We start from the raw sequence: 13183 nt of genomic DNA, 5'->3' as shown, positions 1-13183 counted from the left end.
GGCGTGGTTTGTGTCATCGAGTGTCGGCTTCCTCCCCGACCCCAAGGGTCGGGGTATCCGCCTCGACCGCCGATGAAATTGCCCGACGAATTCGGATCGGCCCCATCGATCGCGAGTCGTTCCGAGTTCGGAATCCGACAGTCTCCAGCACGTTTACGGTCGTGACTGCGGAACTCGACCGTATGGTTCGAGAGCGAATCGATCGGATCGGCGTCGTCGGCGCGGGAACGATGGGCAGCGGAATCGCACAGGTCGCCGCCACTCACGACTTCGACGTCGTCCTGTGCGACGTCGAATCCGAACTCGTCGAGAGTGGTTTCGAGACCATCGAGGACAGCCTCGAGCGCCTCGCTTCGAAGGGCGTACTCGAGGAGAAACCGGAGACGATTCGCGAGCGAATCGACGGCACGACCGACGTCGACGCGTTCTCAGAGTGTGACCTGGCGATCGAAGCCGTACTGGAGGACCTCGAGGTCAAAAAAGACGTCTTCGCCGACCTCGAACGAGTCTGCGATTCGGACGTCGTGCTCGCGACGAACACGAGTACGCTCTCGATCACGTCGATCGCATCCGACCTCGACCGGCCCGAGCGGGTGATCGGACTCCACTTCATGAATCCCGTCCCGCTAATGGAGGGCGTCGAGGTCGTCGTCGGCGAGCGGACGACCGACGCGACGATCGACCTCGCCCACGAGATCGCCGCCGACCTCGAGAAGACGACCTGGGAGTCGGACGACAAACCCGGCTTCGTCACAAACCGAATTCTGATGCCGTGGATCAACGAGGGGATCCGCGTCTACGACGAGGGCGTCGCCTCGAAGGCGGATATCGACGCCGGCATGGAACTCGGGACGAACGTCCCGATGGGGCCGCTTACGCTCGCCGATCACATCGGACTCGACGTCTGCTTGCACGCCTCCGAGACCCTGTACGAAGAACTCGGGGACCGGTACAAACCCGCCTACCTCCTCAAACGGAAGGTCGAGGCCGGTGATCTCGGGAAAAAGACCGGACGCGGGTTCTACGAGTACGAGTGATAGCGACTGACCTGGAAGACGGATAATAGCCACCGACGTGACGAGACTCCGGACTCACTGATGGAGCGGTTCCTCTGCCATCTCGTTTCGAAGGTCGGCAAGTCGGTGGCGTGAGACTCCCTCCTCGAACTGCTGGAGGAGCGCGTACACCTCCGCTCGAGGGACTTTCACGTCACCTTCGCGGACGACGTCCTCCGGTCGCTCCCGGAGTTCGCGCATCGTTCCGACCGCGAGCAGGTAGGGAATCGCCCACGCGGAGAGGCGGTTCCCGTGTTGCTCCGGGACGACCTCGAGATAGCGCTGTGCGTCGTCGAGATAGGTCTCGGCGCGTCCGGTCACGCGGCGGATGACGTTCGTGACGCCGCTGTGGTTTTCCTCGTGGGTGACGCGTTCGATGTCGACATCCTCCTCTGCGAGCCACTCGGCGGGGAGATAGACGTTGTTCTCCTCGTGGTAATCGGAGTCGACGTCTTTGGCGATGTTCACGAGTTGCAAGAGCAACGCGAACGAGCGGGCGTTCGCACGCATCTCCTCGGCACGCTCGGGAGAGGCCCCGCGAGCGACGAGGCCAGTGATGAGCGTTCCGACGGTGCCGGCGGCGTACCAACAGTACTCCTCGAGTTCGTCGAGAGTCTGTAGACGCAGTCCGCCCTCGTCGGCGTAGCGATCGGTAAACATGGCCATCCCGTCGACGAGTTCGCGAACCGGTTTGCGCATGATCTCGCGGGGCTCCTCCTCGAGGGATTCGAACGTGCGAAGGACCCGCGGCGTGTGAGCGACGACCTCCCAGTCGTCGGTGCGTGCCTCGCCCCCGGGGATCCAGGGCTCGACGTCGTCCATGAACGTCTCGACCGACTGATCCGCGTCGGGATCGAGCAGTCGGTCGTACGTCTCGAGCAGGTCGGTCTGGTCCCCCGGGGGGATGTGTCCCGCGTCCTCGATAGTGTCCGCGACACGACAGAGAAGATATCCGATACAGATGTGTCTCGCCATCGGCTCCTCGAGCCGATCGATCGTAATCGAGAAGGTCCGCGAAACGCCGTGTACCGCGTCGTAACACCACTCTAGGTCGGCGTCGGTTGTGAATTCGGGCTGGCCGGTGGTCATCTACTCGATGCTACTTTGGGGGCTTCCCAGAAAAATATCGTGGTCGCGGCGTAATGTTCCGCTCGCTGAATTGATCGCTAAAATTATGCGCTCGTGTGAGACGACTTACACGGATTGCTATCCCGATCTGCTGGCGCGACCACGACCTCTGGGGCGGCTACACCGGCACTGACGGACAGGGGAAGACGAAGGGACCCAGTACCGAGCGGTACGACTCGAGCGTCCCGATACGTAATTCGACTCCTTTAGGAACCAGTAGGGCAAAGACTCGCGACACTACGAATGACCGTAAACGGGATCCACCCATCCGGTGTCGTCGCTGTCGCTTCTGTTGGTTTTCGTCGACCGAACGGTGATCCGAGATGACCGTCGGCGTCGTCGGTGCCGGGATCTCCGGACTAACGGTCGTTCACGAACTCGAGAACCGAGGCGCGGACGTCCTCGCGTACGAAGCCCGCGACGAGCCAGGTGGGGTCATGCGAAGCCGCCACGTCGACGGTCGCGTCGTCGAACTGGGGCCACAGCGGCTTCGGCTGACCCCTGGCATCGACTCCCTTATCGACGACCTCGGGCTTCGCGACCAGCTTCGGTTCGGCGACGACGACCAGCCGCTCTATCTCTACTACGACGGCGAGTTGCGCGTCGTCCCGCTGTCCGTCCGCGAGGCGCTGACCACGAACCTGCTCAGCCTGCGCGGGAAACTCCGGATCCTGAAGGAGCCGTTTACCGACCCAGCACGGCCGGGGGAAACTGTCGACGAGTTTCTCGTTCGCAAGTTCGGCCCGCAGGCCGCGCGTCGCTTCTTCGGCCCGCTGTACAGCGGCCTGTACGGCACCGAAACCCAGGAGATGCCGATGCAGTACTCGCTCGGCCGCGTTCTCGAGAAGCGGGGGATCGACGGCAGCATCCTCCTCTGGATCGTTCGAAAGCTACTCTCCGGCAGCGAGACGCCGCCGGTGTGTACGTTCGACGACGGGCTGGGCGAACTCCCCAGACGACTGTACGAGGCCCACGCCGATTCGATCGCCCTCGAGACGCCGGTCACGCAAATACGGAACTGTGAGCACGAGGAGGGCTTCGAACTCGTCACCGAGAACGACGCCGCTGTCGTCGACGACGTCGTCCTGACCACGCCCGCCGGAACGAGTGCCGACCTCCTCGAGTCGGTCGACTCGGGGCTCGCAGCGACGCTCGACCGATTCAATTACAACCCGATCGCGATTGTGTTCCTCGAATCGGCGTTCGACCGCGAGGGGATCGGGACACTCGTGCCGTCGACGGAGCCGAGTCAGATCAGCGGTCTCACCTGGAACGCGAGTTTCCTCGATCGCGATCGGGTGTTCACCTGCTACATCGATCCTGGACGGTATCCCGACCTGATCGACGCCAGCGACGACGAACTCGCCGCTGTCGCAACGACTGAGTTCGAGCGCATCACCGGCGCGGACGCGACGCCCCTCGACGTCCACGTCTGGACGCCCGGTATGCCAGCGTACGACCGCTCGTGGACGGCGATGGACGACCTCGAGTTACCTGACGGAATCCACCTCTGTGCGAATTACGTCGGCCGCGCGGGGATTCCCGGTCGGATTCGAAACGGCACCCGTCTCGCAGACACGCTCGCGGGCGGCAAGTAATGGGTACGGAGGAGGGGAACCGATTCGGTCGAACCCCGGTTTCGTTCCGGCTCCGAAGTATCTATACCAGTCGCGTCCTCAGCCCCTCGTATGGAAACAGGGATCGTCCTGCTGAACTTCGGCGAACCAGCGACGCCCGACCGCGAGGTCGTCCTCGAGTACCTCACGCGCATCTTCTACGACAACGCCTCGCTCGAGGACGTCGAGTCGGACGAGGCGGCGTGGGAGCGCTCTCGCGAACTCGCCAAGCGCCGACTGCCAAGCCTGATGGAAGAGTACGAGGAGATCGGCGGCTCGCCGCTGCAAGAGCAAGCCGACGCCCAGGCGGCCGCTCTCGAGGAGGAACTGGCGACGCGTGGTCACGACGACGTGACCGTCTACCGCGCGATGCAGTTCATGGAGCCGTTGATTCCCGACGTCGCCGCGGAGCTCGCTGGCGACGATATCGGCAGGGTGCTCGCGGTTCCGATCTACCCGCTCTGTGGGCCGTCGACGACGGTCTCGTCGATCGACTCGCTCGAGTCGTCGATCGACGACGTCGACGGCTACGAGCCCGAGTTCCAGTCGCTGACCGGCTGGCACCGCTCGCCGATCTACAACCGGCTCAGAGCCGACGGAATCAGGGAGTTCCTCGACGAAGAGGGACTCGATCCGAACGATCCCGATACCGCGTTCGTCTTCTCCGCTCACGGCACGCCGACGAAGTACCTCGAGGAAGGCAGCCGGTACGACCAGTACGTCGAGGAACACGCCGAGGCGATCGGCCGGCTCCTCGGTCTCGACGAGTACGAGATCGGGTATCAGAACCACTCGAATCGGGATATCGACTGGACCGAACCCGAGACCGAAGACGTCGTCGAAGAACTGGGCCGTGCCGACGCGGCCGAGCGCGTCATCGTGGAACCGATGAGCTTCATGCACGAACAGTCCGAGACGCTGGTCGAACTCGACGTCGACCTCCGCGAGGACGCCGAAGAAGTCGGTCTCGAGCTTCACCGCGTCCCGGTGCCACACGACGATCCGCGCTTTGGGGAACTGCTTTCGGATCTCGCCGAACCGTTCGTGTCGGGGCTCGAGCCGTCGTACTACAACCTCCGGCAGTGTCAGTGTCGCGACGAGCCGGGGACGTACTGTCTGAACGCGGGGCTACCGCCCCAGCAGTAGGAAATCGTATTACTGCGACGCGTTTTTCGCCGTCTCGAAGAAGGCAGCGACGTTCTCGACCGGCGTGTTTCGATCGACTCCGTGACCGAGATTGAGGATGTGTCCCTCCTCGCCGGCGGCGTCGATGACCTCGCGGGTGCGCTCGCGAACGTCCTCGGGATCGCCGTACAGCAGCGCCGGATCGAGGTTCCCCTGAATCGCGACGTCGCCGACCGCCGCGAGCGTCTCGCGAGCCTCGGCGATGTCGACCGTCCAGTCCAGCGCGACCACATCGGCGCCGCTCTCGGCCAGCAACTCGAGATTGGCCCCCATGTTCCGGGCGAAGACGATCGTCGGGACGTCGACGGCCTCGAGGATTTCCTGATGGAGCGGCAGGAGGAACTCGCGGTAGTCCGCCGGCGAGAGCAGTCCAGCGTAGGTATCGAACAGCTGGAGCGCGTCCGCACCAGCCTCGACCTGGTAGGTGACGTAGTCGACGAGCACGTCCGTAAAGGCCCGCAGCAGCCGTCGGAACGCGTCGGGGTGTTCCGCACGGAGCCGCCGGATTTCCATGAACGTCCGCGAGGGCGTCCCCTCACACGCGTAGGCCCCGAGCGTAAACGGCCCACCGGCGAAACCGAGCACGGCCGCCTCCTCGCCCAACTCCGACGAGAGTCGCTCGAGGAGGTCGCCGACGTACCACAGTTCCTCGCGGACGTCGCCGCGCGGTCGGTCGGTGTCGGCCGGCGACTCGACGGGGTTCTCGACGACCGGGCCGACGCCCGACTCGAGGTGATAGGCGAAGTCCAGCGGCTCGAGGACGGTCAGAATGTCGGAGTACATGACGATGCCGTCGGGCTGGAACCGCTCCCAGGGCTGGAGCGAGATCTCGGCGGCGAGCTCGGGCGTCGAAATCGCCTCGAGAAAGGAGTACTCCGCCCGCAGCTCGCGATATTCGGGGAGGTACCGGCCGGCCTGTCGCATCATCCATACCGGTGGCCGGTCGGTCCGCCCGCCTCGGGCTGCCTCGATGAACCGTTCTTTCATACCCGCCCCTTGTTCGAGGCCGAGCCTAATAGTTTTGAAACCGGGTGAAACGGTGGTATCGGTCCTCGTGCGGTCGATAGATGTTGCCGGCTCCGATCGTATCGTCTCTTCGATGCCGACCGTCCCCTCGATTCTTCCCTCTCCGTACGATCGGGATGGTGGCCGGAAACCGAAATAAACCCGCTCGAGGTGGTCGTTTTCGGGCGCTAACAGTAAAGGATGACCCGCCCGTTGGCCCATGTATGGACTTTACACTCTCGGCCGAACAGGCACAGATTCGGGATATGGTCGCCGAGTTCGTCGACGAGGAGGTCGTTCCCGTCGCAAGCGAGATCGACCACGACGACGAGTTTCCCCGCGATCTCGTGAGCGAGATGGCCGAACTCGGGCTCATGGGGATGCCGTTCCCCGAGAAGTACGGCGGCGCGGGACTGGACTACCACTCCTACGCGATCGGCCTCGAGGAGATCTCTCGTGGCTCTGGTGGCCTCGGAACGGTGGTCGCAGCCCACATCTCGCTCGCGGGGAACATGCTCTACGAGTTCGGGGACGAAGACCAGAAACAGGAGTACCTCGTCCCGCTCGCGGAAGGCCGAGATATCGGCGCGTTCGCGCTCTCCGAAGCGGGCGCAGGGAGTGACGTGCCCGCGATGGCGACTACGGCGGAAAAAGACGGAGACGAGTACGTCGTCAACGGTGGCAAACTCTGGATCTCGAACGGCTCCGTCGCGGACACGATCACGCTGTTCGCGAAAACCGATCCCGAAGCGGGCAACAAGGGCATCTCCTCGTTTATCGTCCGCCCCGAGGAGGACGACGGCTTCATCGTCGAGGGCACGGAGGAGAAACTCGGTGACAAGGGCTGTCCCACAGCCGAGTTGCGGTTCGACGACATGCGACTCCCCGAAGACCGGCTCATCGGCGAGGAGGGTGAGGGCTTCGTGCAGGCGCTGAAAACGCTCAACGGCGGCCGGATCACCATCGCCGCACGCGGCGTCGGCATCGCCCGCGCGGCTTTCGAGGAGGCCCGGGACTACGCGAACGAACGCGAGCAGTTCGGCCAGCCGATCGGCGAGTTCCAGTCGATCAAGCACAAGCTCGCGGATATGGACACGAAGATTCAGGCCGCCACACTGCTCATGCACAAGGCCGCAGACAAGAAGATCCGCGGCGAAGAGTACATCAAAGATGCCGCCCAGGCCAAACTCTACGCCTCGGAGGTCAGCCGCGAGGTCGCCAACGAGGGAATCCAGATCCACGGCGGCTACGGCTATACGAAGGACTTCCCCGCAGAGCGGTTCTACCGGGACGCCAAACTCAACGAGATCTACGAGGGCACGAGCGAAGTGTTACGGAACACGATCGGCGATCAGTTGCTCGAAACGTAGCCGACCGGTTCGAGGCGTGCCGTCGGTCGCTCGAGGAATCTGGCATCGATCATCAGGTATGGCGTCGGGTCCTCGAGGAACGAACAGCCGATCGAACTATCGGGGGCTGTACCGACCCGTTCGCTCGCCTCCTGGGCCGTGTCCGTCGTCGGGTCGCCGTCCGGTTCCGGCGTCGTCTGCGTCGCCGCCCAGACGGTCGTCGTCGAAGACGTCGATGTGGTGGATCGCACTCGGTGAGAGCAGTCGGTTGCCCTCCAGTTCGATCCAGCCGTTGGCGTGGACGATGATCGGCCCCTCGTAGAGCGGGTCCTGGGAGGTGGCCTCGTCGTAGACGACTGCCTCCTGGTACGCCGACGTGAACGGGAGGTCGTCCTCGGAGAGCATCGATTCGCGGGAGATCAGGGGTGGAAACGGGAGCACGGTTGTGAGAGAAGAATGATCGTAAAATCATATATGTTTTCTCGATTCGGTCGGGTCTCTCTCCGAGCGCACGACCGACTCGAGGTTCGGACGCCTCTCGTCGGCTTCGAGTTGGCGTTCGGCCCCCTCCCGTCGGCTACCGATTTGGATCCTCGGCGTCGACGCACTCACGAACCCACGCGACGTGTTCTCGCATCCGACGTTCACCCGGGTCGGTGAGCGCGTAGACGTCGTGGATGCCCTCCGTCCGCTTCTCGACGAACCCCGCGTCCACGAGTGCCGACAGCGAGCCGTAGAACGACTTCGGCTCGAGGCGGTCGTCGTAGTGGGCCTCGAGTCGAGATTTGAGTTGCTGTCCGCGCAACGGCCCGTCGGCCACGAGAAGAAAACAGACGTCCCGGCGACGTCCGCTCTGGAGCCACTTGCTCATACCGCTTGACGGGCGGCGATCGAGTCGAACGTTACGGTTTTGCTCGAGATCGGTTTTCACCCGAACCGATGGTCTGCGGGGCCACAGCGGCGGATCACGCCGCCCGTCGTCGGAGTTCGGTGACGATCGCCCAGAAGATAGCGCCAGCGAGCGTGATCGCGAGGACGAGTGGGGTGCCGACCTCGAGGAGGGCACCGCGGCCGTGGGTTCGAAGCTCGTGGCGGACGAGAAACCAGCGTCCGTCCGGGTCACCGATCACGACGGTTCCCGAGCCGAACGCGAGCGAGAGGATGACGATCCCGAAGAGAGCCGTCACGAGCAGGGTGAGCGTCCCGACTGCGCCCGCGGTCACCGAGGAGAGAAGCGACGAACCGGGATCGAATTCGATTGGCCGATCCGGTGGGGGATACACCCCGAACCCTTGCTCGCCGTCGGGAAGCCCCGACACGCGAACGTCGGCGGGGTACCGACACAGCGCGGCGGCGATCCAGACGTCTCCCACCGAACCGGCGACGTTGGCCGCGAGGACAACGAGGAGAAGCGGCGTTGGATAGATCGCCACGAGGGCCACTCCGCCCGCCGTAATCAGCGCGAGCGGCGCGAGCAAGACGACGATCAGTTGCGTTCGGGTGTAGTTCGTGCCCTCGGTTTCGGCGTAGGCGTACGGCAACAGGAAGTGCGACACGCCGATTCCGAATCGCGGCGCGTTCCCGAACCGTGCCATCGCGAATCCGTGGATCGTCTCGTGGAGGACGACGACGAGCGCGACGAGGACGCCCGACGCGAGAAGCCAGAGGACCGTGCCCGTGGGCGACGGCGGCGCGATCACGATCGGCTCGAGTGGCCGTCCGCGTGCCACCGCGAGAACGTGCCCGAACGCGTAGGCGGAGACGAAGAAGCCGACCACCGAGACTGCGAGCCACGCGATGGCGACCCTTGACGTGAGACGAATCGTCGCGAGCGGGCGGGCGGTCCTGTTGCCGGGCGATCGGTCCACGCACCCGACTCCAGAGGCGGGCGAAAAATCGGTATCGGTATCGATCGCCGTCGACGAAGACCGACAGATTCCCGGTGGTTGCCCACCGACGGTCGCGTATGACCGAGGAGCGAACGGCCGAAGAAAACGGGATTGTGGCGAGCTACGACGAGACCGAGACGGAGCGAGTGCTCGAGTTTCGGGCGGCAGGCGAGAGAAACCCAGACGACTCGAGTCAGCGAACCGATGCCCCGCCAGGGTCGACGGCAGCGATCGCCCAGAACCGCGACGGGTACGCCATGTTGAAGGTCAGGCCGACGGCCGAGGGCGACGAACTCGAGCGCTACTACGGATTCGACATGGCGCTCGACCACGTCGCCGACCTACTCGGCGTCTCCCCCCACGACCTCCCGGTACCGGAGGCGGCGAGCGACATGGGAATGTAAGCTGTCTGACGTCCGTCGAGGACGACCGGGTCAGGCGAGCAGCGAGGCTCGCCGCCGGACTGGAGACGTCCCCCGATCTCACGGGTTGGGGGACGTTCCGTTCCGACGGCTTTGGCCGTGTCCGTCCCCGCGGCTCCGTAGCCGTGACCACCAGCGAATCGCCAGTCGCACTCGACCGAACCGGTTCGCCGATCGAAAACCGGATCCACTCGAGTTGACTCCCAGAAGGTCGTCAAAAGCGGGAATCATAAATACGCGGAGGCGAAGGTTCAGACGAGAATAGTCGTGGCCCCAGATTCGTTCCCCCGACCGATCCACACGCGTCGGCGGTTCTCCGGACTGCTGGCAGCGACCGCACTCGGCGTCTATCTGCTGTTGATCGTCGGCGCGACGACGTCGCTGACGGACGCCGCCTCGGCGTGTTCGACCTGGCCGACCTGCCATCCCCCAGCAGATCCGTTGAATCAGACCGAGCTGGCGATCGCCTGGGGCCACCGACTCACCGCCTTCGTCGTCGGCATACTCGTCGCGACGACCGCCGTCGCCGCCGTCTTCGGCGACGCGGCGACGCGAGTCCGCGTGGCCATCGTCGCCGGTGCGATTCTGTACGCAGTTCAGGTCGCCATCGGTGCCGCGACCGCGACGCTCGGCCCGGCCGCGATCACACCCGGCTTACACCTCGGACTCGGCGTCGTCGTCTTCACCGCCATCGTCCTCGCGCTTGCCTGGGATCTCGAGATCTCAACCGGTAGTGACGACGACGCGATCGCGTCCCCGGAGCCGGAACCGGTCGAACCCGACGCAGTGGCTGGCGAACGGTCACTCCCCGCGGGGGGGCTCGCGAGAGCGAAACTCACCGCGTTTGCGTACTTCAAGATGATGAAGCCGCGGCTGATGTGGTTGCTCTGTCTCGTCGCCGCAGCTGGGATGGCCCTCGCCGCCGGACCAGCCCTCGACGCCGCGACGATCGTCGCGACCCTCGGCGGCGGCGTGCTCGCGATCGGCGCGTCGGGGACGTTCAACCACGTCTTAGAGCGCGACGTCGACCAACAGATGTCGCGGACGGCCGATCGACCGCTCGCGACCGACCTGATCCCCGTCAGGAACGCGATGGTCTTCGGGCTGGCGCTGACCGTCGCCTCGATCGCCGTCTTCCTGACGATCAACGCCCTCGCCGCGGCACTCGGGCTGGCGGCGATCCTCTTTTACAGCGTCGTCTACACGCTGTTGCTCAAACCCAACACCGTCCAGAACACGGTCATCGGCGGTGCTGCGGGTGCGTTACCCGCACTTATCGGTTGGGCCGCCGTCACCAACGAGATCGGTCTCCCCGCGCTTGCACTCGCGGGTGTCATCTTCCTCTGGACGCCGGCGCACTTCTACAACCTCGCGCTCGCCTACCGGGACGATTACGCCCGCGGGGGGTTCCCGATGATGCCCGTCGTCCGCGGCGAGACGGAGACGCGAAAGCACATCGTCTACTACATCGCGGCGACGCTCGTCGCGACGGTCGGACTCGCCTGGATCACCGACCTCGGGGCGCTGTACGCCGCGACGGTCGCAATCTTCGGCGGGATCTTCCTCTGGGCTGCCGTCAGCTTACACTTCGAGCAGACCGAGTCAGCGGCGTTCCGGGCGTTTCACGCCTCCAACGCCTTCCTCGGCGCTGCACTCGTCGTCATCGTCGTCGACGCGCTCGTCCTGTAACCCCGAACGCCGTCGATTTCGGACGTCGAAGACGACACCTCTAACCGATCCGATTTCGTAGTTCGAGACATGAATCGCCGCGCGTTTCTCGTCTCCGCCGTCGGCTGTGGAGTCACCGCGGTGGCCGGCTGTAGCTCGCTGCTCGAGGCCTCTCGACCGGACGAACTCGAGGGCACCGACCCAGAGAGTCAGCTTCCGACGCCGACGCTCGGATCTGGCGACGTGACCGTCGACGTCTACGAGGACCTGGGCTGTCGGTACTGCCACGAGTTTCAGGCCGACGTCTTCCCCGATCTCGAGGACTCGTATCTCGAAACTGGCGGGATCACCTACCGCCACTTCGACTTTCCCGTCGAGGCCGCCGACGAGTCCGTCGCGATGGCCAACGCCGCTCGTGCCGTCCAGGCCGAGACGGGAACCGACGACGACTCGAACGGCCAGTTCTTCGAGTACAAATCCGCCGTCATGGAACACGACGACTGGAACGACGAGGCGCTTGCAGAACTCGCCGAACCGGTCGGCGTCGATCCGGCGTCGGTCTCGAGTGCGCTCGCAGACGACACGTACTATCCGACGCTCGCCGCAGACTGGGAGCGTGGCGCGGAAGGGGGCGTCGAACGCACGCCGACGGTCGTCGTCGACGGCGAGATCGTCGACGAACCGCTCGAGTTCGACGAAATTGCGGCCGCGATCGACGACGCATCCTGACGGTATTGGTGACGATTCGGTACTGAGACGGTTCGATTCGCCGAGAAACGACGAGTCGGTGACGAACGAACCACTTACTGCTCGAGCTGGCGCGCCTCGTCGATCCGCTCGAACTGGTCGTCGGTGAGCTCGATCTCGACCGCGCCGACGTTCTCCTCGAGTTGGTCGGGCGTTCGAGCGCCGACGATCGGGACGCACGTGAACCGGTCCTGTTCGACGAGCCAGCGGACCGAAACTTGGGCAGGCGTCGCGTCGACCTCGTCGGCGACCGCTTCGACGGCCTCGAGGACGTCCCAGGCCTGCTCGGTCGTGTACCACTCGTCGAACATCTCGTCTAGGCTCCCGCGGGAACCGTCAGGTGCCTCGACCGTGCCGTCCTCGGCGCGGTCGTACTTGCCAGTGAGGAAGCCACCCGCGAGCGGCGAGTACGGACAGACCGCGAGATCCTGGTCGGCACAGACGTCGAGGTAGTCGGCCACCTCGTCGTACTGGGCCGCGTTGACCATCGGCTGGGTGACGTCGAAGCGCTCGAGTCCCTCGACGTCGGCGGTCCACAGCGCCTTCGTCAGCTGCCAGGCAGCCATCGTACTCGCGCCGAGGTAGTGGACCTTCCCCTCCTCGACGAGCGTGGTCAACGTTCGGAGCGTCTCGCGGATGGGCGTGTTCTCGTCCCAGCGGTGGATGTAGTAGAGGTCGAGGTAGTCCGTGTCGAGACGATCCAGGGTGCCCTCGATCTGTGCACGGATGTGCTTGCGACCGAGCCCGGAGTCGTTGGGCCCAGGTTCGCCCCAGCCGTCGAAAGGGAAGTACACCTTCGAGGCGAGAACGACGTCCTCCCGGTCGTGGTCGGCGAGCCACTCGCCGATCCACTCCTCGCTGAGGCCGTTCGGGTTGCCGTAGACGTTCGCGGTGTCGATGAAGTTGATCCCGTTGTCCCAGGCAGTATCGAGGAGGTCGTGGGCTTCCCCGCGGTCGGTTTCGACGACGCCGCCGGATTGCATCCCGAAGCGCCAGGTGCCGAAACAGATCTGTGAGACTGTCGTGCCGGTGTTTCCGAGCGTGGTGTACTCCATACACGACGGTCTCTCCGCGGGAAATAAAACGGGTCGGGAACCGGTGAATTCGTCGTGAAAGTGA

Annotated in this window: 13 protein-coding genes; 7 read left to right on the top strand and 6 right to left on the bottom strand. The window is 64.6% G+C overall.

The features are described from left to right. Nucleotides 1–182: 182 nt before the first annotated feature. Nucleotides 183–1037, top strand: coding sequence for a 3-hydroxyacyl-CoA dehydrogenase family protein (locus FYC77_RS15855; protein ID WP_149082477.1), 855 nt, complete (start codon nt 183–185; stop codon nt 1035–1037). Nucleotides 1038–1091: 54 nt separating this feature from the next. Here FYC77_RS15855 and FYC77_RS15850 read toward each other — a convergent pair whose 3' ends face one another. Continuing rightward, nucleotides 1092–2144, bottom strand: coding sequence for a phytoene/squalene synthase family protein (locus FYC77_RS15850; protein ID WP_149082476.1), 1053 nt, complete (start codon nt 2142–2144; stop codon nt 1092–1094). Nucleotides 2145–2506: 362 nt separating this feature from the next. Between FYC77_RS15850 and hemG the strand changes: the two genes are divergently transcribed. Then, nucleotides 2507–3781, top strand: a complete 1275-nt coding sequence (gene hemG / locus FYC77_RS15845; protein WP_149082475.1) for a protoporphyrinogen oxidase — start codon at nt 2507–2509, stop codon at nt 3779–3781. 90 nt (nt 3782–3871) lie between these two features. After that, entirely contained in the window at nt 3872–4945 is a 1074-nt protein-coding gene (gene hemH / locus FYC77_RS15840) for a ferrochelatase (RefSeq protein ID WP_149082474.1), read from the top strand. A 9-nt stretch (nt 4946–4954) separates the two neighbouring features. Here hemH and hemE read toward each other — a convergent pair whose 3' ends face one another. Continuing rightward, nucleotides 4955–5971: a uroporphyrinogen decarboxylase gene (hemE, locus tag FYC77_RS15835; protein WP_149082473.1), complete on the bottom strand. Its 1017-nt coding sequence runs from the start codon at nt 5969–5971 to the stop codon at nt 4955–4957. A 242-nt stretch (nt 5972–6213) separates the two neighbouring features. Between hemE and FYC77_RS15830 the strand changes: the two genes are divergently transcribed. After that, complete coding sequence (locus tag FYC77_RS15830; protein WP_149082472.1) at nt 6214–7359, top strand: acyl-CoA dehydrogenase; 1146 nt, start codon at nt 6214–6216, stop codon at nt 7357–7359. Between the two features lie 96 nt (nt 7360–7455). Here FYC77_RS15830 and FYC77_RS20535 read toward each other — a convergent pair whose 3' ends face one another. The 3 genes from FYC77_RS20535 to FYC77_RS15815 form a co-directional block, all read right to left on the bottom strand. Further along, nucleotides 7456–7779, bottom strand: coding sequence for a hypothetical protein (locus tag FYC77_RS20535; protein ID WP_200840325.1), 324 nt, complete (start codon nt 7777–7779; stop codon nt 7456–7458). Nucleotides 7780–7915: 136 nt separating this feature from the next. Then, the gene (locus FYC77_RS15820) at nt 7916–8209 is read right to left on the bottom strand and encodes a PadR family transcriptional regulator (RefSeq protein WP_149082471.1); all 294 of its coding nucleotides are present in this window, start codon (nt 8207–8209) and stop codon (nt 7916–7918) included. Nucleotides 8210–8303: 94 nt separating this feature from the next. Further along, a complete protein-coding gene (locus FYC77_RS15815) occupies nt 8304–9206 on the bottom strand; it encodes a DUF3267 domain-containing protein (RefSeq protein ID WP_149082470.1) in 903 nt (300 codons plus the stop codon). Between the two features lie 98 nt (nt 9207–9304). Between FYC77_RS15815 and FYC77_RS15810 the strand changes: the two genes are divergently transcribed. From FYC77_RS15810 to FYC77_RS15800, 3 genes are all read left to right on the top strand, one after another. Further along, complete coding sequence (locus FYC77_RS15810; RefSeq protein WP_149082469.1) at nt 9305–9631, top strand: DUF7111 family protein; 327 nt, start codon at nt 9305–9307, stop codon at nt 9629–9631. 285 nt (nt 9632–9916) lie between these two features. Next, a complete protein-coding gene (locus tag FYC77_RS15805) occupies nt 9917–11338 on the top strand; it encodes a heme o synthase (RefSeq protein ID WP_149082468.1) in 1422 nt (473 codons plus the stop codon). A 69-nt stretch (nt 11339–11407) separates the two neighbouring features. Continuing rightward, the gene (locus FYC77_RS15800; protein ID WP_149082467.1) at nt 11408–12046 is read left to right on the top strand and encodes a DsbA family protein; all 639 of its coding nucleotides are present in this window, start codon (nt 11408–11410) and stop codon (nt 12044–12046) included. Between the two features lie 74 nt (nt 12047–12120). On the opposite strand, the gene FYC77_RS15795 is transcribed toward FYC77_RS15800, so the two are convergent. Further along, nucleotides 12121–13119, bottom strand: a complete 999-nt coding sequence (locus tag FYC77_RS15795) for an aldo/keto reductase (RefSeq protein WP_149082466.1) — start codon at nt 13117–13119, stop codon at nt 12121–12123. Nucleotides 13120–13183: the final 64 nt, after the last annotated feature.

It is taken from the genome of Natrialba swarupiae, assembly GCF_008245225.1.
Classification (GTDB): domain Archaea; phylum Halobacteriota; class Halobacteria; order Halobacteriales; family Natrialbaceae; genus Natrarchaeobius; species Natrarchaeobius swarupiae.
This window is presented reverse-complemented; position numbering and strand designations above follow the sequence as displayed.

Excerpts from the sequence above, each read along its gene's own strand:
- FYC77_RS15855 (WP_149082477.1), top strand. The coding sequence starts at position 183 with ATGGTTCGAGAGCGAATCGATCGGATCGGCGTCGTCGGCGCGGGAACG.
- FYC77_RS15850 (WP_149082476.1), bottom strand. The coding sequence starts at position 2,144 with ATGACCACCGGCCAGCCCGAATTCACAACCGACGCCGACCTAGAGTGG.
- hemG (WP_149082475.1), top strand. The coding sequence starts at position 2,507 with ATGACCGTCGGCGTCGTCGGTGCCGGGATCTCCGGACTAACGGTCGTT.
- hemH (WP_149082474.1), top strand. The coding sequence starts at position 3,872 with ATGGAAACAGGGATCGTCCTGCTGAACTTCGGCGAACCAGCGACGCCC.
- hemE (WP_149082473.1), bottom strand. The coding sequence starts at position 5,971 with ATGAAAGAACGGTTCATCGAGGCAGCCCGAGGCGGGCGGACCGACCGG.
- FYC77_RS15830 (WP_149082472.1), top strand. The coding sequence starts at position 6,214 with ATGGACTTTACACTCTCGGCCGAACAGGCACAGATTCGGGATATGGTC.
- FYC77_RS15820 (WP_149082471.1), bottom strand. The coding sequence starts at position 8,209 with ATGAGCAAGTGGCTCCAGAGCGGACGTCGCCGGGACGTCTGTTTTCTT.
- FYC77_RS15810 (WP_149082469.1), top strand. The coding sequence starts at position 9,305 with ATGACCGAGGAGCGAACGGCCGAAGAAAACGGGATTGTGGCGAGCTAC.
- FYC77_RS15800 (WP_149082467.1), top strand. The coding sequence starts at position 11,408 with ATGAATCGCCGCGCGTTTCTCGTCTCCGCCGTCGGCTGTGGAGTCACC.
- FYC77_RS15795 (WP_149082466.1), bottom strand. The coding sequence starts at position 13,119 with ATGGAGTACACCACGCTCGGAAACACCGGCACGACAGTCTCACAGATC.